This is a genomic window from Streptomyces sp. CC224B, from assembly GCF_030010595.1.
Taxonomy (GTDB): domain Bacteria; phylum Actinomycetota; class Actinomycetes; order Streptomycetales; family Streptomycetaceae; genus Streptomyces; species Streptomyces longispororuber.
Genome location: NZ_JASCXL010000029.1, coordinates 35456 through 60534 on the forward strand (window position 1 = coordinate 35456; position 25079 = coordinate 60534).

Annotated in this window: 24 protein-coding genes; 13 read left to right on the forward strand and 11 right to left on the reverse strand. The window is 76.8% G+C overall.

What is annotated here, in order from left to right:
• Positions 1–219: 219 nt before the first annotated feature.
• On the reverse strand, positions 220–1197 hold the full coding sequence (locus tag QK440_RS14275; protein ID WP_282793452.1) for a LysR family transcriptional regulator: 978 nt from the start codon (positions 1195–1197) through the stop codon (positions 220–222).
• A 215-nt stretch (positions 1198–1412) separates the two neighbouring features.
• Between QK440_RS14275 and QK440_RS14280 the strand changes: the two genes are divergently transcribed.
• Entirely contained in the window at positions 1413–2195 is a 783-nt protein-coding gene (locus QK440_RS14280; RefSeq protein WP_282793453.1) for an alpha/beta hydrolase, read from the forward strand.
• A 118-nt stretch (positions 2196–2313) separates the two neighbouring features.
• Here QK440_RS14280 and QK440_RS14285 read toward each other — a convergent pair whose 3' ends face one another.
• Complete coding sequence (locus QK440_RS14285; RefSeq protein WP_282793454.1) at positions 2314–2838, reverse strand: VOC family protein; 525 nt, start codon at positions 2836–2838, stop codon at positions 2314–2316.
• A 138-nt stretch (positions 2839–2976) separates the two neighbouring features.
• Positions 2977–5154: a sensor histidine kinase gene (locus QK440_RS14290; protein ID WP_282793455.1), complete on the reverse strand. Its 2178-nt coding sequence runs from the start codon at positions 5152–5154 to the stop codon at positions 2977–2979.
• A 121-nt stretch (positions 5155–5275) separates the two neighbouring features.
• Between QK440_RS14290 and QK440_RS14295 the strand changes: the two genes are divergently transcribed.
• Positions 5276–7825: a hypothetical protein gene (locus QK440_RS14295; protein WP_282793456.1), complete on the forward strand. Its 2550-nt coding sequence runs from the start codon at positions 5276–5278 to the stop codon at positions 7823–7825.
• Positions 7826–8136: 311 nt separating this feature from the next.
• Complete coding sequence (locus QK440_RS14300; RefSeq protein ID WP_282793497.1) at positions 8137–8715, forward strand: histone deacetylase; 579 nt, start codon at positions 8137–8139, stop codon at positions 8713–8715.
• Between the two features lie 52 nt (positions 8716–8767).
• On the opposite strand, the gene QK440_RS14305 is transcribed toward QK440_RS14300, so the two are convergent.
• Both QK440_RS14305 and QK440_RS14310 read right to left on the reverse strand, forming a co-directional pair.
• On the reverse strand, positions 8768–9640 hold the full coding sequence (locus QK440_RS14305) for an alpha/beta hydrolase (protein ID WP_282793457.1): 873 nt from the start codon (positions 9638–9640) through the stop codon (positions 8768–8770).
• Positions 9641–9798: 158 nt separating this feature from the next.
• Positions 9799–9975 (reverse strand): hypothetical protein, encoded by a 177-nt coding sequence (locus QK440_RS14310; RefSeq protein WP_282793458.1) that lies wholly within the window; start codon positions 9973–9975, stop codon positions 9799–9801.
• 377 nt (positions 9976–10352) lie between these two features.
• Between QK440_RS14310 and QK440_RS14315 the strand changes: the two genes are divergently transcribed.
• From QK440_RS14315 to QK440_RS14340, 6 genes are all read left to right on the forward strand, one after another.
• Positions 10353–11552, forward strand: coding sequence for an FAD-binding oxidoreductase (locus QK440_RS14315; RefSeq protein ID WP_282793459.1), 1200 nt, complete (start codon positions 10353–10355; stop codon positions 11550–11552).
• On the forward strand, positions 11542–11865 hold the full coding sequence (locus QK440_RS14320; RefSeq protein ID WP_282793460.1) for a (2Fe-2S)-binding protein: 324 nt from the start codon (positions 11542–11544) through the stop codon (positions 11863–11865). Before QK440_RS14315 ends, QK440_RS14320 begins: the two co-directional genes overlap by 11 nt.
• Positions 11866–12265: 400 nt before the next feature.
• On the forward strand, positions 12266–13903 hold the full coding sequence (locus QK440_RS14325; RefSeq protein ID WP_282793498.1) for an NAD(P)/FAD-dependent oxidoreductase: 1638 nt from the start codon (positions 12266–12268) through the stop codon (positions 13901–13903).
• Between the two features lie 141 nt (positions 13904–14044).
• Positions 14045–14977 carry a dihydrodipicolinate synthase family protein gene (locus QK440_RS14330; protein ID WP_282793461.1) on the forward strand — a complete coding sequence of 311 codons (933 nt, stop codon included), beginning with the start codon at positions 14045–14047 and terminating at the stop codon, positions 14975–14977.
• A gap of 15 nt (positions 14978–14992) precedes the next feature.
• The gene (locus tag QK440_RS14335; RefSeq protein ID WP_282793462.1) at positions 14993–15997 is read left to right on the forward strand and encodes a proline racemase family protein; all 1005 of its coding nucleotides are present in this window, start codon (positions 14993–14995) and stop codon (positions 15995–15997) included.
• 171 nt (positions 15998–16168) lie between these two features.
• Positions 16169–16888 (forward strand): GntR family transcriptional regulator, encoded by a 720-nt coding sequence (locus tag QK440_RS14340; RefSeq protein ID WP_282793463.1) that lies wholly within the window; start codon positions 16169–16171, stop codon positions 16886–16888.
• Positions 16889–16981: 93 nt separating this feature from the next.
• Here QK440_RS14340 and QK440_RS14345 read toward each other — a convergent pair whose 3' ends face one another.
• The gene (locus tag QK440_RS14345; protein WP_282793464.1) at positions 16982–17452 is read right to left on the reverse strand and encodes a MarR family transcriptional regulator; all 471 of its coding nucleotides are present in this window, start codon (positions 17450–17452) and stop codon (positions 16982–16984) included.
• Positions 17453–17756: 304 nt separating this feature from the next.
• On the opposite strand from QK440_RS14345, the gene QK440_RS14350 reads away from it, so the two are divergent.
• Complete coding sequence (locus QK440_RS14350; protein ID WP_282793465.1) at positions 17757–18578, forward strand: NAD(P)H-binding protein; 822 nt, start codon at positions 17757–17759, stop codon at positions 18576–18578.
• A gap of 22 nt (positions 18579–18600) precedes the next feature.
• On the opposite strand, the gene QK440_RS14355 is transcribed toward QK440_RS14350, so the two are convergent.
• The 3 genes from QK440_RS14355 to QK440_RS14365 are packed head-to-tail and all read right to left on the reverse strand — an operon-like array spanning position 18601 to position 20338.
• A complete protein-coding gene (locus tag QK440_RS14355) occupies positions 18601–19122 on the reverse strand; it encodes a hypothetical protein (protein WP_282793466.1) in 522 nt (173 codons plus the stop codon).
• Between the two features lie 51 nt (positions 19123–19173).
• On the reverse strand, positions 19174–19761 hold the full coding sequence (locus tag QK440_RS14360) for a 2'-5' RNA ligase family protein (RefSeq protein WP_282793467.1): 588 nt from the start codon (positions 19759–19761) through the stop codon (positions 19174–19176).
• Positions 19762–19816: 55 nt separating this feature from the next.
• On the reverse strand, positions 19817–20338 hold the full coding sequence (locus tag QK440_RS14365) for a CGNR zinc finger domain-containing protein (protein ID WP_282793468.1): 522 nt from the start codon (positions 20336–20338) through the stop codon (positions 19817–19819).
• Between the two features lie 61 nt (positions 20339–20399).
• Here QK440_RS14365 and QK440_RS14370 point away from each other — a divergent pair, with 61 nt between their 5' ends.
• Complete coding sequence (locus tag QK440_RS14370; RefSeq protein ID WP_282793469.1) at positions 20400–20552, forward strand: hypothetical protein; 153 nt, start codon at positions 20400–20402, stop codon at positions 20550–20552.
• Positions 20553–20555: 3 nt separating this feature from the next.
• The gene (locus QK440_RS14375; protein ID WP_282793470.1) at positions 20556–21674 is read left to right on the forward strand and encodes an MFS transporter; all 1119 of its coding nucleotides are present in this window, start codon (positions 20556–20558) and stop codon (positions 21672–21674) included.
• Here QK440_RS14375 and QK440_RS14380 read toward each other — a convergent pair.
• Positions 21648–22928, reverse strand: coding sequence for an MFS transporter (locus QK440_RS14380; protein ID WP_282793471.1), 1281 nt, complete (start codon positions 22926–22928; stop codon positions 21648–21650). The genes QK440_RS14375 and QK440_RS14380 overlap by 27 nt on opposite strands.
• A 56-nt stretch (positions 22929–22984) precedes the next feature.
• On the opposite strand from QK440_RS14380, the gene QK440_RS14385 reads away from it, so the two are divergent.
• A complete protein-coding gene (locus QK440_RS14385) occupies positions 22985–23971 on the forward strand; it encodes a DUF5937 family protein (RefSeq protein ID WP_282793472.1) in 987 nt (328 codons plus the stop codon).
• Positions 23972–24220: 249 nt separating this feature from the next.
• Here the strand turns inward: QK440_RS14385 and QK440_RS14390 are convergent, their stop codons facing one another.
• On the reverse strand, positions 24221–25000 hold the full coding sequence (locus QK440_RS14390; RefSeq protein ID WP_282793473.1) for a MerR family transcriptional regulator: 780 nt from the start codon (positions 24998–25000) through the stop codon (positions 24221–24223).
• Positions 25001–25079 lie beyond the last annotated feature (79 nt).

Here is a 25079-nt window from a genome sequence, read left to right on the forward strand (position 1 = left end):
GCAGGTTAGGTCCCCCTAACTTGACGCCTGGAAGGGCCGTCGCGATCCGGCCAACCGGCGTGGCCGTCACGGCAGTTCGACGGCGCCGGGCGCTGCCGCGCTGACGGATGCCGCGTGTACGAGCCCTCCGCCGCGGCGTGGACCGGCCGACGCTCCGCGGCGTGCGGGACGGCCGGGGCGCCGCGCCTTCTCGGCCCGGCCGCGGCGGGGCCTGCCGCGTCAGCCCGTACGGCCAGGGGCTTCCCGGGCGTGGGGGCCGACCGACCCGGGCGCGCGGCACGCCTGGTCCCGCGCCGGGGCCGTCTCGGTCGCCCCGGCCGCCTCGTAGCAGGCTTCGATCAGAGCGCGGAGCGCGGCTCCGGGCGGGCCGTCGCGCACCGCGAGGTACGTCGGCATGGTGGGTGCCGGTCCGCTCAAGGGGCGGAACACCACGCCGGGGACAGGCAGTTGGCCGGCGTGCGGGGCGTAGAAGACCGTCCAGGACGGTCTGCCGTGGCCGATGGCGGCGAGCGTGTCCTGGTCGTTGGTGAACTCCGGCCCCGGCACGGGCGTGAAACCGGCCTCCCGGCAGGAGCGCATCACCAGGTCGTGCAGGGCGGGGTTGCGCGAGCGCGGGGCGAGCCGCAGCGGCAGGTCCGCGAGCCGGGCCAGCTCGACGGTCTCCCGGGCGGCCAGCTCGTGGCGCGCGGGGAGGGCCACCATCAGCGCGTCCTGCCACAGCGGCAGGAACTCCAGCCCCGGTTCGGGGGTCCGCTCACCCCGCAGCAGGGCCGCGTCCAGGTCACCGGCCCGCACCTGCGCCAGGCGCTGCTCGATGCCGCCGGTGACGAGCTCCACCTGCGCCGGTGCGGCGTGCCGGCCGAACGCGGTGAGTACGGCGTCCAGGCGGGCTCCCAGCCCCGCACTGGTGCCGAGGCGCACCGTGGCGGCCCGTTCGGCGCGCAGCTCGTCGACGGCCTCCCTGGCCCGGGCCTGGAGGGCGAGCATCTCCCTGGCGTACGGCAGGAGCCGGTCGCCGGCCTCGGTGAGCCGGACGACGCGGGTGGTGCGGGTGAACAACTCGGCACCCAGCTCGCGTTCTAGGCGGCGGAGCTGCTGGCTGACCGCGGACTGCGCGATGTGCAGCCGCTCGGCGGCGCGGCCGAAGTGCAGTTCCTCCGCCACGGTGAGGAAGTAGCGCAACTGACGCAGCTCCATGGCTCCCGGTCCCTCTGCCCGCCCGTCCCCTGCCCGCCGTGACCAGCATTGATCACCGTTCGCGATCAGTGTAGACGCGGGACGCCCCTTGGTCGTCGGCGGTGGTCGCGGTTGGCTGGGGACGTCGCGAACCCGTGGCCCGCAAGAGGCCGTGAGAGCCCGTGACACAGCCCGCGGAACAGCTCCCGGGACAGTCCCCGGAACAGAGGAGAACCATGCCCAGCCTGGACGTCAACGGCACCACGCTCCACTACGAGGACGAGGGGAGCGGCCCGGCGCTGCTGTTCCTGCACGGCTGGGGCACCAGCGGCCGGGTCTGGGACGCCCAGGTGCCCGACTTCGCCCGGGACCACCGGGTCGTCACCGTCGACTGGCGGGGGTGCGGACGGTCGGCCCGCCCCCGGTGGGGCAACACCACCGCCGGGGTGGTCGCCGACCTGGTGGCACTGATCGACGCGCTGCGGCTGGACCGGCCGGTGGTCGTCGGCTCGTCGATCGGCGGGACGTTCGCGACGGAACTCGGCCTGCTCCGACCGGAACTGACGGCCGGTGTCGTTCCGGTGGGAGCGCCGGGGTACTGGCCGTCGACGCGGCCTCAGGACCAGGCCGGGCTTCTGACCCGGCTGCGCCGCGACCGGGCCGGTACGGTCACCGCCTGGGTGCCGGGGTGGTACGCGCCGGGTACCGCGCCCGCGCTCATCGACCGGACCGTCCAGCAGATCCTTGGCTCCGGCGTCCACATCGACGAGCACCAGGACGCCGCCCGGAGGTACGACCCGCGTCCCGCGCTGCCCGGCCTGCGCGTGCCGATCCACTACGTCCACGGCGAGCTGGACGCCGCGATCCCCCTGGAGGTGGCCCGGACCTGCGCCGCCCTCACCCCCGGCGCCGGCCTCAGCGTGGTCGTCGGCGCCGGTCACATGCCCCACCAGGAACTTCCCGACCGCTTCAACGCCGCGCTGCGCTCCGCGCTCGCCACGGTCGCAGCCGCCGCATGACCCGCGCGGACGCGGGTGCGGGTGCGCCCCCGCCCGGCCCGGCTGGGCACGCGCGTTCGTGGAGCCGCCCCCGCGTCCGCCCCTGTGGGGCCTCAAGGCCGCACCGTCCGGTACGAGTTCAGTCGCGCGGCCCCACCGGAGGGCTCGCGATGCCCGTCTCGCGGCCGCTGAGCTCCACGTCCAGCGTCTCCTGCGCCACGCGCATGGCCTCGACGTACCGGGGCTCGGACATCCGCTCCCAGGCCTGGTCCGGCGTGACGTCCTCCTGGCGGCTCACCACCCACCAGATGTTGCCGAAGGGGTCCCGTACGCGGCCGCCGCGGTCGCCCCACGCGCTGTCGCAGACTTCGGTGACGATCCGCCCGCCGTGCGCGACGGCGGCCTCCACCGCGGCGTCCGCGTCGGGGACGTAGACCCGCAGCAGCGCGGGCATCACCGGCCAGTCGGGCCGCCGGTCGAAGGCCAGCACGACCGTGTCGCCGACGCGGATCTCGCCGTGCCCGATGCTGCCGTCCTCGACCGGCACCCGCGCCAGCTCCTCCCCGCCGAACGCGGCGGCGACGAAGTCCAGCAGCGCGCCGGTGTCGTCGGTGACCACCCACGGCGCGACGCTGGTGTATCCCTCGGGCGCGGTGTTCTTCATGGTTCCCTCGTCCCCTCGTGCCGTCCTGCCCGCCGCGGTGCGCGCCGGGCTTCGCAACACGACGACAGTAGGATCCAAGTAGGCCAGGACGTGACCTAGTTGGCCGCGCGGGGGTGCGGCACGGTGGTGCGGCGCCGCTCAACGGACGCCGTCCGGCGGGAGACGCACGGGTTCCGGCCCCCCGAGCCCCGGCGCGGGCGGGTGCGCGTCCAATGCGTCCAGCAGGTCCCGCAGCCCGGCGAGCGCCCCGCGTGCGGCGGTCGTCATCTCCGCCAGCGCCGACCCGCGGTCGGCCGTCCCGGCGAGGCCCGCCTCGGCGCTGCGCACCAGCCGTACCGTGTGGCCGACGACCGTGCCGTGCAGGGCCGTGGCGACGCGGCGCCGTTCGCCGGACACCGCGTCGCCGACGCGTACGGCGACCGCGTCGAGCACGCGCCGCTCCCAGGGGCCGTCCTCGCCGCGCCGGGCCCGCGCCAGCAGGCCGAGCCCCCAGACCGGCAGCAGCCAGGGCACCGCCGCCAGGCCCAGGGCCGCCGTCACGGCCACGGTGCCGGGGCCCGCGGCCTCGGCCGGGTCGCCCACCGCCGCGAGCCCGAGCGCCGCCCCGCCGACGACGCCCACCGCCACCGGCGCGGGCCAGGTCGCGCGGGCGGGCCCGTACGCCCCGACCGCGTGCAGAGCGATCAGTTCGCCCGGCCACGCCAGGGCCAGCACCGTCAGCCAGGTGAAGCCGAGGACGCCCGCGGCCGTGGCCGCCGTCCAGGCCAGGGACACGGCGAGCAGGACGGCGAGGGCTGTCGCGGGGGCCCGGCGGCGCAGCAGCAAGGGGGCAGCGTGCGCCGTCACAAGGCAGGCCAGGAGGGCGAGTTGCGCACCGTCGCGCGCGGCCGCGGCGAAAGGCCCCGCCACCGTCGCGAGCAGGGGCCCCGCCGCGCAGGCCGCGAACGCCGCCACGTCCACCGCCCGCGGCCACCACGCGGCCCGCCACCAGCCGCGCCCGGCGCGCCGTACGGGGGCCGGCAGGTTCGCGGCCACGGTCCAGCCCCCGCGCTCCCCCGGCCCCGCCGTCAGCCTGCCGCCCAGCGCCGCCACCCGCTCCCGCAGGTGCCCGAGGCCCCGGCCGCTCCCCCACGCCGTGGCCCCTCCGGCGGGCCGCGGGGCGGGGGCGTTGCTCACGGTGACCGTCAACTCCGCCTCGCTGCGGCGTACGTGGACCGTGACCGGCGCCCCGGGGGCGTACCGCATGGCGTTGGTCAGCGACTCCTGCACGACGCGGTACGCCGTCACGCGGACGTCGGGTGGCAGGGCGCGCGGGCGTCCGCGGAGGTCGAGGGACACGGGCGTGCCGAGGCGCTCCAGGCCCGCGCACAGGGACGGCAGGACGTCGTACAGCGCGGTGTCCCCCGCAGCTCCCTCGGTCTCCACAGCTCCCTCGGCTCTCGCAGCTCCCGCGGTCCCCTCAGCTCTTGCGGTCCCCTCAGCTCTCTCGGTCCCGCCGTCCCCGCCGCCCCGTACGCTCCCTACGTCAGCGACCGCCGCCACCATGGCGCCCAGGGTGGCCAGCACGTCACGGCCCACCGCGGCGCCCGCGGCGAGGGCCTCGTCGGCCAGTTCGGGGTGGGTGTCGAGGAGACGCCGGGCCGCGGCGCCCTGCACGGCCAGGGCGGTGAAGTGGTGCCCCGCGGTGTCGTGCAGGTCGCGGGCGAGCCGTTCGCGTTCGGCGGCCGCCGCGACCCGGCGTTCGCCCGCCACGTCGGCCAGGCGGGCCAGGGCGCGGGCGCGCCGGTCCTTCCGGTGGGCCCACAGGCGCCCGGCAAGGACGACGGCCGCGTGCAGCAGGGCGCCCGCGACGAGGTCGTCGAGCAAGGGCCCGGCCAGGTCACCGCCCGGGCCGGGCAGCGGTGTCGCCGCCGTCGCGAGGGCGGCCACGGGCAGGGCGACGCGCACCGGCCGGTGCACGGACAGGGAGTACAGCGCGACCCAGACCGCGACGGGCAGCGCGGCCGTCGGGGCGGACTGGGGCAGCAGCGCCCGTGTCGCCGCGTCGGCGCAGAGCGCGGCGCAGCACACCGGCGCCGGGGCCGTCCTGCGCCAGACCAGGGCCACCGCGGTCAGGAGCACCACGAGGCACCCGGCAGCCGACTGCACGGCGACGCCTCCGCCGCCTCCCCCCGCCCCGCCCTCGCCTCCGGCCCCGCCCGCGAAACCGTCGAGCACCCCGCCCAGGAGGACCGCCGTCACGTGCCCCGCCACCAGCAGCGCGGGGACCGCCACGTCGGCGGCGCCCGGCCCTCCACCCGTCGGTCCCCGTCCCACACGGCGACCCTACCGGCGCTCTTCTCCACCCAGGGGTGGAGAAGAGACCGGCCCGGTGGCCGGTGCCGGACCCCTGCCCGCGCAGGACGCGCCCCCGGCCCGGCCACGGTGTCCTTGACCCATGAGCATCGACCGACGCACCGCCGTCACGGGAGGCATCGCCGCCGGACTCGCCCTCGCGGCGGGGTCCACCGCGGCCGGGAACGCCGCCGCGGCCCCGCCCCCGGACCAGCACACCGGGCGGCACCAGCACGCCGCCGCCGACCCGAAGACCGCCCCGGGCCAGGGCACCCCAGGCCTCCAAGTGACGGCCGTCGCAGGCGAGTTCCCCATCCGCACCACCATCCCCGTCGCCCGCGACCGCCGCGCCTCGGGCGGCGCGTACCTGGCGCTGGCCACCGCCGAACCCCCGCCGGCCGGGGGCGGTTGGTACGCCACGTACACGGTGACGGTCCCGGCGGCCGGGCCGTACCGGCTGGAGGCGGTCACCTCCGTGCCGGTGGAGCGGCCGGGCGCCGAGGAGCCCGGCTCGTACGTCCGCCTGGCGGTCAACGGCGGCGAGCCGGTGCCGCTCGCCCACTCCCAGCCCCACTGGTACGAGTCGCCCAGGGCCTGGGGCGCGCTGTCCCGGGTCGCGCTCGGCGACGTCGAGCTGCGCCGGGGCGCCAACACGGTCACGTTCACCGTGGACGGGCCGACCGTCCTGGACACGTACACCGGATACCGGTTCCTCCTGGACGAGTTCACCCTCACCCGTGTCCCGGTGGCCCTCCGCCGGGTGCACGCCGGGGACCCGGCGGCCGGCCTCGGCCACCACCGCGACGGCGAGCACGCGCCCCTGCGCTTCGAGCTGAACGCGGCGGCCCCCGAGCCGCTGACCGTCACCTACCGTCTCCTCGACTACTCCTCCCGGCAGGTCGCCTCCGGCTCGGTACGCGTCCCGGCGGGGGCCGCCGGTGCCACCGCGCCCCTGCCCCCGCTGCCGCCGGGGGCCTACCGCGCCGTCGCGGCCCTGAGCACGTCCCCGGGGGACACCGTCACCGGGCGGTTCGCCCGGCTGCCCGCGCGCCGCGCGGTATCCGGCGCCGCGAACCGCTTCGGCGTCAACGTCGCCACGTTCGCGCTGGTCCCGCCCGCGCGGCTGCCCGCGCTCGCCTCGGCCGTCGCCGCGATGGGCGTCGGGTACGTCCGCGACGGCAGCTCCTGGCCGGCCGCGCAGCGGGCCCGGCACGCGGCCTTCGACAGCGAGGTGCACGACGCCGTCATCGACACCTTCCACGCGCACGGCCTGGCCGTCCTCGAAGTCGTCTCACCGCCGCCGGACTGGGCGTCGACCCCGACCTCCGTGCCGCTGCCCGCCGACCTGCGCGACGCCTACCGCTACGCCGCCCACCTCGCCGGACGCGGCAAACGGGCCGTGGCCGACGCGCTCCAGCTCTCCAACGAGCCCGACGTGGACGACTCCGCGAGCACCGGCGACCAGCACGCCGCGTACGTGAAGGCGGCGGCGCTCGGCGTCCGCGACCGGCCGGGCGGGCCGCCCGTGGTGCTGCCGGGCATCGCGGGCGAGGGCGTCTTCCAGGAGCTGATGCTGCGCAACGGCGTGGCGCGGTACGCCGACGTGTGGAGCTTCCACGGCTATCCGCCCCTGGACGACACCGACCCCGAGCCGCCGTCGGCGCCCGAGGACCAGCAGGAGCTGCGGGAGCGGTACGGGGCTCCGGCCCGGCGGCTGGCGATGTGGATGACGGAGTGCGGCGCCTTCCTGCCCGCGGAGCCGGGCGCGGACATGCCGTACGCCACGCAGCGCGTACAGGCCCGCTACCTGGTGCTTTCGACGGTGGAGAGCCTGGCAGCGGGCACGGACCGGCAGTTCTGGTTCTGCGGGCCGCCGTGCACGGACGAGGGCACCTCGTTCGCGCTGTTCAGCCGCGCCTTCCAGCCGCTGCCCGCGTACAGCGCGTACGCCGCGCTCACCGCGCTCCTCGGCGAGGCCGGCTACGTGCGGACGCTGGAGGAGCTGCTGCCGCGCGCGGCCGGGTTCGTCTTCGCCGACGGCACGGGACGCACGGTGACGGTGGTGTGCGCGCCGCGCACGCGGGCCGTGGACGTGCCGGTGCCGGACGCGACGACGCGCGTGTACGACATCATGGGCGCCCCGCGCGCCGCGCCGCCCCGGTCGCGGCGCGGCACCGTGCGCGTGCGGGCGTCCCGCGACCCGCTCTACCTGGTGACGGACGCGCCGCCGCCCGGCACGCCACGGCCCCCGTCCGGCCCGCTCCGGCCGCGGGCCCTCTCCCCGGCGGAGCACATCGTCCTGGCCCAGCGGTACGCGGCGGCCGACTCCGCCCCCGGCAAGGCCGACGGCGACGCTGAGCCGCCGCTCGGCTACCGCCTCGGCGCGCGCACCCGGATGGTGCTCGACGTCTACAACTTCGACCGGGTCGCGCGGACGGTCACGCTCCGGGCGCGGGCGTCCGAGGGCTGGCGGGTGACACCGCAACGGGTGGAAGGGGTGCGGGTGCCCGCGCACGGACGGGTCGCCGTCCCCTTCACCGTCACGGCGGACGAGCGGGTGCCCTCCGGCGCGGACCACCCCCTGACCTTCGAGGCCCGCCTCGGCGGAATGCCGGTGCCGCCGTCGGTGTCCCTCGTCCAACGGCGACGCTGAGGCCGGTCACGGGGCACCGGACAGGAGCCGGTCCGGTTCGGCCGGGGCCCACCGGGCCCGCCCCCCTGGGCGGGCCCTGGCGCAGGCGACCGGCCTCCGCGTCGGCGGTGCGCACGCCCTCGCCCTCACCCTCGCCCTCGAGCGCGTGCATCCGGGCCGGCTCCCGCCCAGAGCTTTCGATCACTTTCGCGCGATGACGGCGCACATCGGGCCCATACTGGTCAGCGGAAGCCCCACCGCACACGGAGCCGCTCGTGCCGCGTCCCGTCCCGGGCCCGGAGCGCGTCTGGTACGTCTCCTACGGCTCGAACATGCACCTGGGCCGCCTGATGGCGTACATCGCCGGCGGCAGGCCCCCGGGGTCGTCCCGGGACCACCCCGGCTGCCGCGACCGCCGCCCGCCGGAGGTCTCCCGGGCCGTGGAGCTGCCGGGTGTCCTGTACTTCGCCACGGAGTCGGTCCTGTGGACGGGCGGCCGGGCCTTCTACGACCCCGGCGCCGAGGGCCGGGTGTACGCGCGGGCGCACCTGGTGACTCCGGCGCAGTTCTCGGACATCGCCGCCCAGGAGATGTACCGGCTGCCCGGCGCCGACCTCGACCTGACGGCGGTCCTGCGGGACGGGCGGGCCCGCCTCGGCGCCGGGCGCTACGAGACCCTGGTGTGCGCGGGCCTGCTCGACGGCCTGCCCCTGCTCACCTTCACCGCGCCCTGGCGCCTGACCGACGTCGCCCTCAACGTCCCCGCGAGCGCCTATCTGCGGCACCTGGCCGCGGGCCTGCTGGAGGCGGCCGCCTGGGACGAGGCCGCCGTCGCCGCCTATCTCGCGGCCTGCCCGGGCGCGCTCGGGCACTGGACCGCCGGGCGGATCGCGGGGCTGCTGGGGCGCTGAGGGCGAGGGGGCCATCAAGGCCGAGGGGGCCGCCGAGGCCGAGGGCCGCGGCTCAGGCCTGGTGCTCGTGCCGGAAGAAGTCGGCGAGCGCCGAAGCCAGGGCCTCCGGCGCCTGCTCGGCGACGTGGTGGCCGGAGTCGATGCCGTGCCCGCGCACGTCGGTGGCCCACCGGCGCCAGATCGCCAGCGGGTCGCCGTAGAGGTCCTCCAGGTCGTCACGGAGCGACCAGAGGGCCAGCGCCGGGCAGGTGACGCGCCGGCCCGCGTCCCGGTCGGCCTCCTCGTGGAGCCGGTCGACCGTGAGGCCGGCGCGGTAGTCCTCCAGCATCCCCCGCACCACCTCGGGGCGGCGGGTGGCCTGCCGCCACTCCTCGTAGTTCTCGGGGCCCATGGCGTCCGGGTCGCCGCGGTACCAGCCGTCGGGGTCGGCGGTGATGACCCGCTCGGGGATGTCCGGCTGCGCGAAGAAGAACCAGTGCCACCACTGGGTGGCGAACTCGGCCGTGATCCGCGACAGGTGCTCCGTCGTCGGCAGGCAGTCCAGGAAGGCCACCCGGGAGACGGCGTCCGGGTGGTCGAGCGCCAGGCGCAGCGCCACGGCGCCCCCGCGGTCGTGCCCGGCGAGGGCGAAGCGGCGGTGTCCGAGGTGGCGCATCACCGTGACCACGTCCCCGGCGACGGCGCGCTTGGAGTAGCCCGCGTGGTCCGCCGTGAACCGCGGCCCGACGGAGCGCCCGTAGCCGCGCAGGTCCGGGCAGACCACCGTGTGGCCGGCCGCCGCGAGCCGCGGCGCGACCAGGTGCCACGTCGCCGACGTACGGGGATGGCCGTGCAGGAGCACCACCGGCGGGCCCTCCCCGCCGAAGCGGACGAAGACGGACGCCTCACCGACGTCGATCCGTGCCTCCTCGAATCCTTCGAACACCCTTGTCCTCCTCGGACCTCGGCTCGTGCGCCCCGCCGACGCGGCATCGGCTCTCCCTGTGCCCCGGATACCCGAGGCCACGCGTGGGGCGGAGGGTGCGGGTGGCGCCCTCCGCCGCTGCCGCCCGCGGGCGGCGTGGTGGCGCCGGGGCACGGGGGTCAGCCGCGCAGCGGGCCCTCGCAGTGCACGTCGGAGGTGCCGCCGCGGCTGTCGGGCCAGATGTCCACCCGGCCGAAGGAGCAGTTCATGAGGTCGCCGAAGGCGCGGGCGGTGACGGCGAGCAGCGGGCCGAGCCCGGGGACGATCTCGGCGCGCAGCGCGTCGATCTGTCCCATGCGGCCGTACTCCGAGACGGCGTCGCGCGCCACCCACGCGTTGGCCGTGCCCTTGAGGTGGGCGTGGTACGCGAACGCCTTGAAGGCGGCGCGGTAGGCAGGGGCACCGGTGACGGCGCGGTCGGCGAGGAAGTCGGCGAGGCCCTCGGGGGACAGCCGCGTCGGGTCGTCGAGCGTGCAACCGGCCGTGCGGGGGCGCTCGGTGGGCTCGGGCGTGCGCGGACCGGGGACGCGGCCGTCGGCCAGACCGTCCGGCGCGGGCGGCGTGAAATTGCACTGACAAGGGGTCAGACACGCCTCCGTCGGTCCTCACGGGGGCAGTTGGGGTGGGTGCGCGATCTCTTGGCAGCCCCGGTGCAATGTGAAATATTACTGACGTGGCCACGGTTGAGCGGACAGCGAGCGCCTCCCCGGACGTCATCGTCGTCGGAGCGGGCGTGGTCGGCGCCGCCTGCGCCTACTACGCGGCCCGCGCCGGCCTGGACGTCACCGTGGTCGACCGCGGCTCCGTCGCGGGCGGGACCACGGGCGCGGGCGAGGGCAACCTGCTGGTCTCGGACAAGGAGCCCGGCCCGGAGCTCGAACTGGCCCTGTTGTCCGCGCGGTTGTGGCGCTCGCTGGCCGAACTGCTGCCGCCCCGCGTCGAGTACGAGGCCAAGGGCGGCCTCGTCGTCGCCTCCGCGCCGGGCGCCATGGCCGCCCTGCGGGACTTCGCCCGGCGGCAGGCGCGGGCGGGCGTCACCGCGGAGGAGGTGCCGGGCGAGCGGCTCCGCGAACTGGAGCCCCACCTGGCGCCCGGCCTCGCGGGCGGCTTCCACTACCCGCGGGACGCCCAGGTGCAACCCGCCCTCGCCGCCGCCCATCTGCTGCGCGCGGGCGGCGACCGGGTCCGGCTGCGGCTCGGCGAGGAGGTCACCGGCGTCCTCACCGGCGCCGGCGGGCGGATCCGCGGCGTGCGGACCCGCGCGGGCGAGCTGCACGCGCCGTACCTCGTGAACGCCGCGGGCACCTGGGGCGGCGACCTCGCCGGCCTCGCGGGCGTGGCCCTGCCCGTGCTGCCGCGGCGCGGTTTCGTCCTGGTCACCGAGGCGCTGCCGCGCGTGGTCCGGCGCAAGGTGTACGCGGCGGACTACGTCGCCGACGTCGCCAGCGACTCGGCGGCGCTGCAGACCTCGGCCGTCGTCGAGGGCACCCCCGCCGGGCCCGTGCTCATCGGCGCCAGCCGGGAGCGGGTCGGCTTCGACCGCTCCTTGTCGGTGCCGGCGCTGCACCGCCTGGCCGCCCAGGCGGTACGGCTCTTCCCGGTCCTCGCCACCGTGCGGGCCGTGCGCGCCTACGCCGGGTTCCGGCCGTACCTGCCCGACCACCTGCCCGCGATCGGGGCCGACCCCCGCGTCCCCGGCCTGCTGCACGCCTGCGGTCACGAGGGCGCGGGCATCGGCCTCGCCCCGGCGACGGGCCTGCTGGTGGCCGCGCTGCTCACCGGTGGTGAACTCCCGTTCGACATCGTCCCGTTCCGGCCCGACCGGTTCGGCGCGCACTCCGCCTGCGGAAAGGAACCGAACCATGGCGCGTGACGGCCGTACGCCCGCCCGCCTCGTGGGCGCGGCGCCCCGGGCCGCCTTCGAGATCACCTTCGACGGGCGCCCGGTGCGGGCCCTGTCCGGCCAGTCGGTGGCGGCCGCGCTGTGGGCGGCGGGCATCCTCGCCTGGCGCACCACCCGCGTCGGCGGACGGCCGCGCGGCGCGTTCTGCGGCATCGGCCAGTGCCACGATTGCCTGGCCACCGTCAACGGCCGCCCCAACCGCCGCGCCTGCCTGGTCCCGGCCCGGCCCGGCGACGTCGTCACCACGCAGGAGGGACACGGCCGTGCCGGACTCGACGCCTGAGACGGAGGGGCCGGGACCGCGGTGTGCGGCGGACGGGACGGGACCGAGGCGTGCCACGGGCGGGCCGGGGCCGGACGCACACGGGCCTGACCTCGCGCCGGGCGCCTACGGGCCGGGCCGTACGCCGGGCTCCCGCGGCCCCGGCCCCGTACCGGACGCAGGCGTGACGCCGCACGCACCCGGGGCGGAGTCCACGCCGCACGCACCCGTGGCGGGCTTCACGCCCGACGCACCCGAGCCGAGCCCTACGCCGAACACCCACGTGAGGCCGGACGCCCACGGGCCGCACCCCACGCCCGACGCCCAGGGGACGCCGCACGCACCCGGGCCGCACCCCGCACCCGAAGCCCGCGGGCCGGGTCCCGGCCCCACCCCGCCCGCCGAGCCCTGCGACCTCGCGGTGGTCGGCGCGGGCCCGGCAGGCCTCGCGGGTGCCGTGGCCGCGTCCGGGCTCGGCCTCTCCGTGACCCTGCTGGACGGCGCGGACCGGCCGGGCGGCCAGTTCCACCGCCACCCCGATCCGGCGCTGGGCGCCGCGCGCCCCGAGGCCCTCCACCACGACTGGGACGTCTTCACGAGCCTGCGCCGCCGCCTGGCGTCCGGCACGGTGCACAGCCTGACCGGCCATCACGTGTGGACCGTCGTCCGCGACGGCGACCTCTGGGCGGTGCACGCGGTCACCGGCGCGGACGGCGACGGGGACCGCCCGGTGTGCGTGCGCGCCCGCGCGGTGCTCTTCGCGACCGGCGCCCACGAGCGCCATCTGCCCTTCCCCGGCTGGACCCTGCCGGGCGTGGTGGCCGCGGGCGGTGCCCAGGCGATGCTGAAGTCCGGGCTCGTGCTGCCCGGCCGCCGGGTCGTGGTGGCGGGCAGCGGACCGCTGCTCCTGGCGGTGGCCTCAGCCCTGGCCGCGGCGGGCGCCCGTGTCCCCGCGGTGGTGGAGGCGTCGGCCTACGGCGCGTACGCCCGGGCGCCGCGCGCCTTGCTCGCCGCCCCGCACAAGCTCGTGGAGGGCGCGGCCCACGGCGCGGCGCTGCTGCGCCACCGGGTGCCGCTGCGCACCCGCAGCGCGGTGACGCGCGCGCACGGCACCGACCGGGTGGAGGCGGTCACCGTCTCCCGGCTCGACCGGGACTGGCGGCCCGTGCCGGGCACCGGCCGCCGGGTCGCCTGCGACGCGCTCGCGGTCGGTCACGGCCTGGTGCCGCAGGTGGAGTTGGCCCTCGGGCTCGGCTGCGCGACGCGGCGGACGCCGGACGGGACGAACGCCCTCGTCCTGGACGGCCTGCAGACCACCTCGGTCCCCGGCGTGTTCGCCGCGGGTGAGACAGGCGGCGTGGGCGGTGCGCAACTTGCCTACGCGGAGGGCGAGTTGGCGGGCATCGCGGCGGCGGCCCACCTCCTCGGCCGGTCCGCGCTCCTCCGCACGGCACGCGTACGCGAGCTGCGACGGCGGCGCGACCGGCTGCGCGCCTTCGCCGACGCCATGGCCCGCGCGCACGCGCCCGGCCCCGGCTGGACCCGCTGGCTCGACGACGGCACGGACGTCTGCCGCTGCGAGGAGGTCACCGCGGGCCGCGTCCGCGAGGCCGTCGCCGACCACGGCGCCCGGGACGCGCGCACCGTCAAGCTCCTCACGCGCGCGGGCATGGGCTGGTGCCAGGGCCGCGTCTGCGGCACGGCCGTGGCCTGCCTGGCGGCAGCGGCACCGGGCCCCCGGCAGCCGCCGTCCCAGGAGCGCAGACCGCTTGCCGCGCCGGTCCCGCTGGGGGTGCTCGCGGCACTGGACACGGAGGAGCCCGGGACGCGGGACCTCGCCCCCCCCCCCGCCACCGCCGACCGCCCTGCCGACGCCACCGCCACCGCCTCCACCACCAAGACCGCCGACGACACCGCCACCGCCACCCAGCCCGCCATCGCCACCGAGCCCGACGACGGCACCGAGACCGGCGACGGCACCACGACCCCGGAGCACCCCACCACCCCCACCGTCACCACCACCAACGCCCAGGCAGGCTCCCCGCCCGACGAGAAGTAGGGCCGAGGAGCAAGGCGCCCCCGCAGCCCCCGGCCCGCGCACAGCAACATCCCGCCACCGACCCCCGTGCCGCGCCCGTCGGCACCCCCGCTGCCCCCGTCCCGACCTCCCCCCGACGTCACACCACAGAAGGGCCCCCTCATGACGCCCCTGACGACGCCCCCCTCCCCCGCCGCCTCCTGGACCCCCGACCGCCCGTGGCGCGGCATCATGGTCGCCACCGCGCTCCCGTTCCGCGACGACCTGTCCGTCGATCACGACGCGTACGCCGAGCACGTCCGCCGCCTCCTCGACCACGGCTGCGACGGCGTCGTGCCGAACGGCTCCCTCGGCGAGTACCAGACCCTCACCGCCGACGAGCGCGCCCGCGTGGTGCGGACCGCCGTCGAGGCCGCGGGCGACGGCGCCCGGGTGATGCCCGGTGTCTCCGCGTACGGCGGCGCCGAGGCCCGCCGCTGGGCCGAGCACGCGGCCGAACTGGGCTGCGGCAGCGTCCTGTCGCTGCCGCCCAACGCCTACCGGGCCGACGCGCGGGCCGTGCGCGCCCACTACGCCGAGGTGGCAGCGGCCGGGCTGCCCGTCGTGGCCTACAACAACCCACTCGACACCAGGGTCGACCTGACCCCGGACCTGCTCGCCGAACTGCACGCCGCGGGTCACGTCGTGGCGGTCAAGGAGTTCAGCGGCGACGTGCGCCGCGCGTACGAGATCGCCGAACTCGCGCCCGACCTGGACCTGTTGGCCGGTGCCGACGACGTCCTGCTGGAGCTCTCCCTCGCCGGTGCCGTCGGCTGGGTCGCCGGGTACCCCAACGCCTTCCCCGCCTCCTGCGCCGCGCTCTACCGCGCCGCCACCGCCGGGGACACGGCCGCGGCGCTGCCGCTCTACCGGTCCCTGCACCCGCTCCTGCGGTGGGACTCCAAAACCGAGTTCGTGCAGGCCATCAAGGCGTCCATGGACGTCGTCGGGTTCCGTGGCGGCCCCACCCGGCCGCCGCGCGCGCCGCTGACCGCGGACGCCGGCGCCCGGGTTCGCGCCGCCACGGAGAAGGCCGTCGCCGACGGCCACCGCTGACCCAGGGAGGCTTCCATGCGGACGCGTCGCGTCTTCCACGCCGTGGACTCGCACACCGAGGGCATGCCCACGCGCGTGATCACCGGTGGCGTCGGGGTCATCCCCGGGGCCACCATGGCCGAACGCCGGCTCCACTTCATCGACCACCTCGACCACCTGCGCACCCTGCTGATGTACGAGCCGCGCGGGCACGCCGCGATGAGCGGCGCGATCCTCCAGCCGCCCACCCGCCCCGACGCCGACCACGGCGTGCTCTTCATCGAGGTCTCCGGGCTGCTTCCGATGTGCGGGCACGGCACCATCGGCGTGGCCACCGTGCTCGTCGAGACCGGCATGGTCACCGTCACCGAACCCGTCACCACGGTCCGGCTCGACACCCCCGCGGGCCTGGTCACCGTCGACGTACGCGTCGAGGACGGGGCGGCGAGGGCGGTCACGCTCACCAACGTGCCCGCGTTCTGCGTCGGCCTCGACCGCAAGGTGGACGTACCGGGGTACGGGACGGTGACGTACGACCTCGCCTTCGGCGGCAACTTCTACGCGTTCGTCGAACTCGGCGCCCTGGACCTGCCGTTCGACCGGGCCCGCAAGGACGAGCTGCTCGCGGCGGGCCTCGCGGTCATGGCGGCGGTCAACGCGTCCGAGGAACGGCCCGTGCACCCGCTGCACCCGGAGATCAGCGGCGTGAAACACGTCTACCTCGCTGCGCCCGGCTCCGACGCGCGGCGCTCGCGGCACGCCATGGCCATCCACCCCGGCTGGTTCGACCGCTCCCCGTGCGGGACGGGAACCTCCGCGCGGATGGCCCAACTGCACGCCCGCGGCGCCCTGCCGCTGCACCAGGACTTCGTCAACGAGTCGTTCATCGGCACGGAGTTCACCGGCCGCCTCGTCGCCGAGACGGACGTCGGCGGCGTCCCCGCCGTCGTGCCGCGCGTCACCGGACGCGCCTGGATCACCGGCACGGCCCAGTACTTCCTCGACCCCGACGACCCGTTCCCCGGCGGGTTCCTGCTGTGACCCCCGCCGGCTCCGGCCGCGCTCCACCGGGGCGACGGGGACAACGCGGAGACAACAACGTGACATTGTACGCTGGTGATCCGCCCCGCCCCGGGCGCGACGTCACGGCGCGAGCGGCTGTGCGCAGTCGTGAGCGACCGTGCGCGGCGGTCACGAAGGGACACCACGACCATGGGCCACCTCAAGCAGCGCAACCTCATCACCACCCGGGAGCGCCTGCGCGACCAGGTGGCCCACGCCCTGCGGGCGGCGCTCATCTCGGGCGAACTCCGCCCGGGCGAGGTGTACTCGGCGCCGGGACTCGCGGAGGACTTCGGCATCTCCGCGACCCCCGTGCGCGAGGCGATGCTCGACCTGGCGCGCGAGGGCCTCGTCGAGCCGGTGCGCAACAAGGGGTTCCGGGTCACCGAGGTCAACGAGCGCGACCTGGACCAGTACACGGAGATCCGCACCCTCATCGAGGTCCCCATGACCGGCCGGATCACCCGTACCGCGGACCGCGCGGACCTGGAGGCGCTGCGGCCGGTCGCCGAGGAGATCGTGGCCGCGGCCCGCGACCACGACCTCATCGGCTATCTGGAGGCCGACCGCCGCTTCCACCTCTCCCTGCTGGCGCTCGGCGGCAACGACCGCCTGGTGGAGACGGTCGGCGACCTCCGCAAGCGCTCCCGCCTGTATGGACTGACCGCCCTGGACGAGAGCGACCGGCTGCTGCCGTCGGCGCGGGAGCACCTGGAGCTGCTCGACCTGATGGTGGCGGGCGACGCGCCGGGCGCGGAGGCGTGCATGGCGCGCCACCTCGGCCACGTCCGCTCCCTGTGGGCGGAGGGCGCCCCCGAGCGGCGCAGGCCCACCCGCCACGGCCTGACCGTGCGCCTGAGCCAGGGCTGAGCCAGAGCTGAGCCCGGCATCGAGCCGGACCCGAACCGGCTTGCGCCCAGGGCCGGTTCAGGTCCGTTCAGGTCCGAGGGCCCGGGCGGCTCGTCATCGCCCCGGTCCGGAGCCGAGGTGGCGGGCCTGGTCCCGGCCGACCTCCGCGGCCCGGCGGAGGTAGTCGGCGATGACCTCCAACTGCTCGTCGCCGTAGCTCTCCAGGACCGCGCCGAACGCCGTGCCCGGGGCCTCCCAGGCCCGCGCCAGGCGCTCCCCCGCGTCGGGCACCAGGGCGACCAGGGCCCGCCTGCGGTCCTCCGGGTCGCTGCGGCGCTCCACGAACCCCGCCTTCTCCAGCCGGTCGACCAGGCGGGAGGCCGAGCCGGAGGCCAGGCCGGTGAGGCGGGCGATGTCGCCGGTGGTGACCGGACCGGGCTCCAGGTCGAGCAGCGCGAGGCACTGCACGTCGGTGGGGTGCAGCCCGACCCGGTCGGCCATGGCCTGGTTGAACAGCGTGTACGCGGCATAGTGCCGCCGGCTCTCCGCGATCACACGGGCCAGCAGCTCCGGGCGGTTCGGCATCCTGCGTCTCCCCAGACAGAAATATGCGTGGCGAAGATGTTGCGCCACGATGTATCTTCGTCACGAAGCTTATTCGTCACGCGGGCATTCTATCCGGGCCCGCCCCAGAACATGCCCCTCCGGGTCACCCGGGGACACGCCTCACCGGGCGAGCCCAGGGACACGCCTCCTGGGGCCCGCCCGTGGCAGGCCGACGCCCCGCACCGCCCGCCGACCTCGCGGCGCACCCGCACCCCGCCGGACCGGCGCCCGGCTCCCCGTGCGCGCCCGCGCCCGCACCCCACCACCGGAAGGAACCCCGACCATGACCGTTCTCGTCACCGGAAGCCGCGGCGCCGTCGCCCGCCGCCTCACCGCCCTGCTGCGCGAGCGCGGGCTCGCCGTGCGCGCGGCCTCGCGGCAGCCCGAAGGCCCGGACGTCGTCCCCTGCGACCTGACGGAACCCGCCACCTTCGCGTCCGCCCTCAAGGGCGTGACCTCGGTCTTCCTGTACGCCGAGCCGTCGTGCGCCGACGCCTTCGCCGAGGAGGCCGCCGCGGCCGGCGTCGAGCACGTCGTCCTGCTGTCGTCCTCGTCGGTACTCGCCCCCGACGCCGCCGACAACCCCATGGCCAGGTCCCACCTGGACGCCGAGACCGCCCTGGAGGCCGCCCCGTTCCGTACGACCTTCCTGCGCCCCGGGGCGTTCGCCGCCAACGCGCTGGCGTGGAGCTGGAGCCTGCGGGCGGGGCGGCCGGTCAGCCTGCCCTACCCGGGATCGCACAGCGACCCGATCCACGAGGCCGACGTGGCCGGGGCCGCGCTCGCCGTGCTCACCGACCCCGCTCTCGGCGGCCGCCCGTACGTCCTGACCGGTCCGCAGTCGCTGACCTTCGCCGAGCAGATCGGCATCCTGAGCCGGGCCACGGGCCGTGACGTGCCCGTGCGGGAGGTGGGCCGCGAGGAGTGGAAGAAGGAGATGGCGGACTACATGCCGCCGGGCTTCGCCGACTGCCTGCTGGACTGGTGGCGGGCGCACGACGGTGTCCCCGTCGAACTCACGCGCTGCGTCGAGCAGTTGACCGGCCGCCCGGCCCGCTCCTTCGCCGCCTGGGCCCGCGACCACGCCGCCGACTTCGCGGGGTGAGGCCCGGCCGCGCGGCCCCGGGTCACGGGTTGCAGTTGAGTACCGTGCCCTCGTTGACGAAGCAGGTGTCGGCGCCTTCGTTGCCGTCGACGACGCCCTCGTTCAGCAGGACCTGGAGCCGGTCGTCGCCCGGGTTGCCGTGAATCCGGCCCGACGGGCCGTTGTAGGAGACGACGACGTCGTCGTTGCCGTCACCGGCCTGGACGAGGCCGGTGTTCTCCTCCTCGACGCGGATGGTGTCGTCGCCCCGGTTGCCGTTGACGACACCGGCGCGGTTGAAGGTGACCCGCACGGTGTCGCGGCCGTCGTACCCGAAGACGACGTCACCGGCGGCCAGGCTGTCGCAGCGGATGTCGTCGTCGCCGTTCGTCCCGTTGATCTCGGGCCCGGGCTGCGGCCGCCCGTTGACGACGCAGCCCGTCGCCTCGGGGGCCGCGTCGACGGGCGCGGCCCAGGCGGTGAGGCCGAGGGCCGCCACCACGGCGGCGAGCCGCGCCGCCCGGCGGGCGAGGGCGCGGACCGGACGTGCGCTTCCGTTGTCCATGCCTCAAGCGTCAGGCGCGCGGGGCGAGTTGTCAGCATCCGGGGCTGTACGTCACCCGTACGCGTGATGCCGCGCGCGGGGTACGGGCCGTGGGCCGAGCGGGTACGCCGCCCGGTCCCGCCAGCGCGCGCCGTCCCAGGTGATCAGGTGGACGGCGGGCACGGGGCAGGTCAGCGGCAGCGCGGGGGCGAGCTCGGCCTCCAGCGCGTCGTACGCGGCGTCCTGCGTCGCGGGGCCCTCGCTGTTGGCGACCGTCAGGTGCGGCGCGAGGCCGGCGCCGAAGATCCCCCGGTACGGGACCGCCTCCGGCCAGCGCCGGGTCAGGTCCTTGGTGAGCGCCACCACCGGGTCGTGCGGCCAGGGGTCGAGGTAGAGCACGCCGGGGTAGCGGCCGAACTCGGTGAAGGTCAGCTCGAACGCGGCGTGCCCGGCGAAGAGCGCGGCGAGCTCCCGCTCCACCCGGGCGTCGATGCGGCCGGCGTGCAGGAAGGGGTAGAGCACGGTCACGTGCGCCGGGAACCCGGCCCTGACCAGGGGGTCGGCCGCGGGAACCCTGATGGTGAGGGCGGTGTCCCCCACGGTGTCGGGCCACCCGCCCGCCTCCTGGTCCGGCTGGGCCGCGTCGGCGTCGGTGCTCATGACAGGCCATGATCGCACCGGCGCGGCGGCGCACGGCGGGCGGGGCGGGCGGGGCTCACCGTCCGGCGCGCGCCCGGTGGCGGCGTACCGCGTCCCGGCTGGCGCACCGGTGCGAGCAGTAGCGCCGGAGCCCCGTGCGGGAGGTGTCGGCGAAGATCGTGACGCACTCGGTGACGGCGCAGCGCCGCAGCCGGTGCATGCCCCGGCCCACGAGGTGGAGCGCGGTGCCGACCGCGATCAGCGCGTACAGGAGGGAGCCGAGCGACTGGTGGTCGTCGCGGTAGTGCAGGTGCCAGCCGTCGCCCGCGTGGTCGGTCAGCCGGGGGTGGCTCGTGCCGGCCGCCAGCATCGCGTTGAGCAGGGCGGCGCGTTCCTGCTCGTCGGCGGCGTCGACGACCTTCTCCCACGCGTCGAGGAGGGCCAGGACCCGGTCCAGGTCCTCCGGCACGGCGGGGCGCTCCAGGGTCAGCCCGGCGGCGCGGCAGCGGGCCGCGAGCTCCTGGGCATTCTGCGGGCGCCGGTTCGCCAGGTCCGCGGCCAGCCGGACCGCGTCCACACCGTAAGGGTTGAGCTGCACAAGACCATTACAGCACTGTCGTGGCCATGCAGAACACCGGCGTACCCCGTGCGGAGCGGCCATGAGCCTTCCGTCCGTCCTGTCCAAGGCGCTGCCTCCGGCGGGCCCGCGGCGCGTCATCGCCGCCTCCAACTTCGTCAACACCGTCGGCAGCGGCCTCTACCTGACCGCGGGGGTGCTGTACTTCACGCAGGCGGTCGCCCTGCCGGCCTAGCAGGTGGGTCTCGGCCTCGGCGTCGCGGGGTGCGTCTCGCTGGCCGCGGGCATCGCCGTCGGCCACCTCGCGGACCGGCGCGGGGCGCGCGGCGTGTACGCGGTCACGCTGGCCGTCCAGGCCCTCGCCACGGCCGCGTTCGTACTGGTGGACGGCTTCTGGCCGTTCGTCGTCGCGGTGAGCGTGGCCACCGGGGCGAAGGCCGCCGGGGTGGCGGCGCGCAGCCCGCTCATCCGCCACTACGGGGGCGACCGGCCGCAGGAGTTCCGCGCGTACCTGCGGGCCGTGACGAACGTCGGCATCTCCCTGGGCGCCCTGCTGGCGGGCGTGGCCGTGCACGCCGGCACCCTCGCCGCGTACCACCTGCTGGTCGTCGGCAACGCGCTCGCGTTCGCCGCCTCGGCGGTGCTCGTCCTGCCGCTGCCGCCGGTCGAGCCGGTGCCCGCCGCGCCCGGGCCGCGCCGGGCCGCGCTGCGCGACGGGCCCTATCTGGTCCTGACCGTGCTCGACGGGGTCATGGCGGTGCAGTTCAAGGTGCTCACGGTGGCGCTGCCGCTGTGGCTGGTCGAGGCCACCACCGCCCCGGCCTGGCTGGTGTCGGGCACCATGCTGGTCAACACCGCCATCGTCGTCGCGCTCCAGGTGCGGGCGAGCCGCGGCGTCGACTCCCCCGCGGCGGGCGGGCGCGCCTACCGCCGCTCGGGGGTGGCCTTCCTCGCCTCCTGCGTGCTGATCTCCCTGGCCGCCGGCCCGCCGGTCCGGGCCGCCGTCACGCTCGTCCTGATCGCCGTGGTCGTCCACGCCGTGGGCGAACTGTGGCACGCGGCGGCCGGGTTCGAGGTCTCCTTCGCGCTCGCACCGCCGGACGCCACCGGCCAGTACCTGGGCGTGTTCGGCCTGGGCGCGGGCCTGGCGGAGGCGCTCGGACCGGGGCTGCTCCTCTCCTTGTGCGTCACGTGGGGCCGCCCCGGCTGGTACGTCGTGGGGGTGCTGTTCGCCGTGACGGGCCTGGCGGCTCCGCTCGCGGTCCGCCGGGCCGAGCGCTCGCGCCGGGCCGGCCAGGCCCTCGTGGCACCGCCGTCGGGGAAGGCCGGGCTAGGGGGCGCGCTCCGTCGCCGGTGAGGTCGCGGGCGGCTGCGCGAGCGCCGGGAGCTCCCGCAGCGCGCGCACCGGTGAGACGAAGACCGGCAGGAACGCGCACGCCAGGCAGGCCGCGCCGGCCCACACCGCCACGCGCACGCCGGCGAGTTCGCCGAGGACACCGGCGAGGACCGAGCCGATGGCCAGGGCCCCGGTCAGCAAGAAGCGGAAGGTGGCGTTCATGCGGCCGAGGAGCGGGTCGGGGGTGAGGTGCTGGCGCAGGGTGACGCCCAGGACGTTGTCGATGCCCGTCCGGGTCGTCACGAGCAGCCAGCCCGCGCCCGCCACCCACAGCCAGGGGCCGTCCCCGACCAGCCCCACGGCCAGGCCCGCGGGGGCGAGCCACAGCCCGGCGACGGCCATCGCCCGGCCGTGGCCGAGGCGGGCCGCGAGGCGGCGGGCACAGAGCGCGCCGACCAGCAGACCGAGGCCGCCCACCGCCCAGTACAGGCCGAGGGCCCCGGCGGGCAGGCCGAGTTCGCGGGCGAACAGCACCGGAAGCACGGCGTTGACCATCTGCCCGCCGAGGTTGTTCAGCGTCGCGCCGAGCGCCAGGGCCCGCAGCTCGGGGCGGCCGAAGACGTGCCGCAGCCCCTCCCCGACCTCGGCGCGCAGCCGCCGCCGGGCGGCCGGCGCCGCGGCGGGCGCCTGCCCCCGGCCGATCCGGGTGAGGCCCGCCGCGGAGGCGAGGTAGGCGACCGCGCCGGCCGCGAGCGCCAGGGGCGCCGTGAACGCCTGGACCACGAGGCCGCCGGCGCCGCGCCCGGCGATGTTGGCGCCCGCCATCAGGCCCATGATCGCGGTGTTCGCGCGCACCAGGCGGTCGCGCCCGACGAGGTCGGGCAGGACGCTCTGCGAGCCCACGTCGAAGAACACGGTGGCGGCGCCGTTCAGCAGCACGACCGCGTACAACTGCGGCAGCGACAGCGCGTCGAGCCACCAGGCCACGGGGACGGACGCGAGCAGCAGGGCGCGGGCCGCGTCCGCGGCGACGAGGACGCGGCGGCCCGGCAGCCGGTCCACCCAGGCGCCCGCGGGCAGGCCGATGAGGAGGAAGGCCGCGGTGGACAGGGCGGCGAGGGCGCCCACCTGGCCCGGTCCGGCGTCGAGCGCGGTGACGGCGAGCAGGGGGACGGCCACGTAGCCGACGTTGGTGCCGAGGTGGCTGAGCGCTCCGGCCGCGAAGAGCGTACGGAAGTCGCGCAGCCGCCACGGGGAGCCGTGTGCGGAGGTCATGCGGGGCACCATGCGGGGCGACGGGCGCCGCGACCCAGTGATTTAGCCTGAGCTGAATGATCGAGATCGAGTTCGGTACGGAGGACGTGGCCCGGACCCGCTTCGCGCTGTCCCCGCTGTGGGAAGTGGTGGCGAGCGTCCGGGTGTTGAAGGGCGCGGACGAGCACGGCCTGCACCGCGCCTGGGCGGACCAGGTGCGGCCCCGGCTCGCCGCGTCGGGCGTCGACCTGGCGCCGCTGTTCGACCTCGTCCCGGTACCGGCGCACGCGCCGTGGTCGGGGTACGTGCCCGGCTTCCTCTGCCCGCCGCCCACGACACCGCTGCCGTCGCTGGCGGTGGAGCTGGCCACGGTGCGGAGCACGCCCGTGGCGCTGCTGCGCACCAAGGCCGACGTGCCGCCCGCGCGCATGGCGGCGCTGCGCGCGGACCCCGAGGCGGAACTCGGCCGCCTCGCGGACGTGATCGAGGCCTACTGGGAGCTGGCCCTCGCCCCCTACTGGTCGCGGGTGCTCACCCTCCTGGAGGCCGACATCCGCTACCGCGCGAGCCGTCTGGTGGACGGGGGCGCCCAGCGGCTGTTCCAGGACCTCGATCCGCAGGTGGCCTGGGCGGGCGGCACGCTGCACCTGGAGCACCGCACCGCGCGCGGCTCGCGCCGGCTGGACGGCCGGGGCCTGCTCCTGGTGCCGTCGGCCTTCGTGTGGCCGCGCGTCTTCTCGGTCCTCAACGAGCCCTGGCAGCCGTCGCTGCGGTACCCGCCGCGGGGCGTGGGCACGCTCTGGCAGTCCCGCCCGGTGCGGGTCTCCGACGCGCTGGCGGGCGTGGTGGGCCGGGCCCGTGCGGTCCTGCTGGCGGAGCTGTCCGCCCCCGCGTCGACCACCGACCTGGCCCGGCGCACCGGCCTCACGCCCGGGGGCGTCTCCCAGCACCTCACGCTGCTGCGCACGGCGGGCCTGGTGAGCGCCCACCGCTCGGGCCGCCACGTCCTGTACGCACGGACCCGGGCGGGCGAGACGCTGGCCGAGGCGCCGGGGGCGGGTTGAGCGCGAACGGGGTGTTCGTAGGTCCGGGGCGACCGTTGCGGTGGGGGCGGGGAAGCCGTCGTGCTGAAGGCGGGTGTCCGCCGCCCGGCTCGGTCTCCCGTACGCCCGCCGGGCCCCTGTCAGCCCGACCAGGTCGAGGTTGAGGCTGCTGGTGTCGTACGCGGAGTCGGCGGGTGCGCCGGGCGCGGCCAGGGCTCGTCCCGCCGGGAGTCTGGGCGCGGCCAGGGGGCCGTCCCGTCGGTGGTCGGGTCAGACAGCGGGGGCGAAGAGTTCGGTGAGCTGCGCGCTCGCGGCGGCGGGTGCGCGGACGTCCAGGTGCAGCCGCGGGCCGTCGAAGTGGAGGCGGAAGTCGAAGAACGGGCAGCACTCCTGCTCGGCGACGGCCAGGGCGGCGAGCCGCGCGGCCCGGTCGGCGGGCAGCGTCAGCCGCAGGCCCTCCGGGATCACGACGCGGGCGGCGCCGTCGAGGGCCCCGCGCCACTGGGCGGTGCGCTCGTGCGGCCCCGCGCCGGTCAGGGAGCACGCCACCGGTGCGGCGCGCCACCGCTCCGGCTCCCGTTCCCCGGCGCGGCGGCCGGGCGTGAGGGCGGCGTCGGCCCTCTGCCCGTCAGGGGCGTCCGGGGCCGGGGCGACGACGCCGCACTCGGGGCCGCACCGCCCGGCGCGGTCGGGCAGCGCGTCCAGGTGAGCGAGGGCGCTGTGGAGCGAGGCGGTGAACGCGGCAAGCTCCGCGCCGCGGGTCTCAGCCGCGGCCAGCCGCGCGGCGATCCGCGGCCGCAGGTCCGCCTTAACGTCCCGGCAGGCCCCGGCCTCCCACACCCGCAGCAGCTCCCCGATCTCCTCCAGCGGCAGCCCCCAGTGCTTGGCCGTGCCGATGAACGACAGCCGCGCGAGCGCGTCCTCGCCGTACACCCGGTATCCGGCGGGTGTCCGGCCCGCGGGCAGCAGCCCTGCACTCTCGTAGAAGCGCAGGGTGGTGGCAGGCACCCCGCTGCGCGCGGCCAGTCGGGAGATCCGCATGGCTGTCATGCCACCGACCGTAGACCTTCGAGTCGGCTGGAAGGTCAAGCCGGGCGGGGGCCCACGCGCGGCTTCGCTATGGAGTACG

Excerpts from the sequence above, each read along its gene's own strand:
- QK440_RS14340 (WP_282793463.1), top strand. The coding sequence starts at position 16,169 with ATGGGCCACCTCAAGCAGCGCAACCTCATCACCACCCGGGAGCGCCTG.
- QK440_RS14345 (WP_282793464.1), bottom strand. The coding sequence starts at position 17,452 with ATGCCGAACCGCCCGGAGCTGCTGGCCCGTGTGATCGCGGAGAGCCGG.
- QK440_RS14370 (WP_282793469.1), top strand. The coding sequence starts at position 20,400 with ATGAGCCTTCCGTCCGTCCTGTCCAAGGCGCTGCCTCCGGCGGGCCCG.
- QK440_RS14390 (WP_282793473.1), bottom strand. The coding sequence starts at position 25,000 with ATGACAGCCATGCGGATCTCCCGACTGGCCGCGCGCAGCGGGGTGCCT.
- QK440_RS14275 (WP_282793452.1), bottom strand. The coding sequence starts at position 1,197 with ATGGAGCTGCGTCAGTTGCGCTACTTCCTCACCGTGGCGGAGGAACTG.
- QK440_RS14385 (WP_282793472.1), top strand. The coding sequence starts at position 22,985 with ATGATCGAGATCGAGTTCGGTACGGAGGACGTGGCCCGGACCCGCTTC.
- QK440_RS14300 (WP_282793497.1), top strand. The coding sequence starts at position 8,137 with ATGCACCTGGGCCGCCTGATGGCGTACATCGCCGGCGGCAGGCCCCCG.
- QK440_RS14360 (WP_282793467.1), bottom strand. The coding sequence starts at position 19,761 with ATGAGCACCGACGCCGACGCGGCCCAGCCGGACCAGGAGGCGGGCGGG.
- QK440_RS14355 (WP_282793466.1), bottom strand. The coding sequence starts at position 19,122 with ATGGACAACGGAAGCGCACGTCCGGTCCGCGCCCTCGCCCGCCGGGCG.
- QK440_RS14280 (WP_282793453.1), top strand. The coding sequence starts at position 1,413 with ATGCCCAGCCTGGACGTCAACGGCACCACGCTCCACTACGAGGACGAG.
- QK440_RS14320 (WP_282793460.1), top strand. The coding sequence starts at position 11,542 with ATGGCGCGTGACGGCCGTACGCCCGCCCGCCTCGTGGGCGCGGCGCCC.
- QK440_RS14350 (WP_282793465.1), top strand. The coding sequence starts at position 17,757 with ATGACCGTTCTCGTCACCGGAAGCCGCGGCGCCGTCGCCCGCCGCCTC.
- QK440_RS14335 (WP_282793462.1), top strand. The coding sequence starts at position 14,993 with ATGCGGACGCGTCGCGTCTTCCACGCCGTGGACTCGCACACCGAGGGC.
- QK440_RS14285 (WP_282793454.1), bottom strand. The coding sequence starts at position 2,838 with ATGAAGAACACCGCGCCCGAGGGATACACCAGCGTCGCGCCGTGGGTG.
- QK440_RS14380 (WP_282793471.1), bottom strand. The coding sequence starts at position 22,928 with ATGACCTCCGCACACGGCTCCCCGTGGCGGCTGCGCGACTTCCGTACG.
- QK440_RS14310 (WP_282793458.1), bottom strand. The coding sequence starts at position 9,975 with ATGGGACAGATCGACGCGCTGCGCGCCGAGATCGTCCCCGGGCTCGGC.
- QK440_RS14295 (WP_282793456.1), top strand. The coding sequence starts at position 5,276 with ATGAGCATCGACCGACGCACCGCCGTCACGGGAGGCATCGCCGCCGGA.
- QK440_RS14330 (WP_282793461.1), top strand. The coding sequence starts at position 14,045 with ATGACGCCCCTGACGACGCCCCCCTCCCCCGCCGCCTCCTGGACCCCC.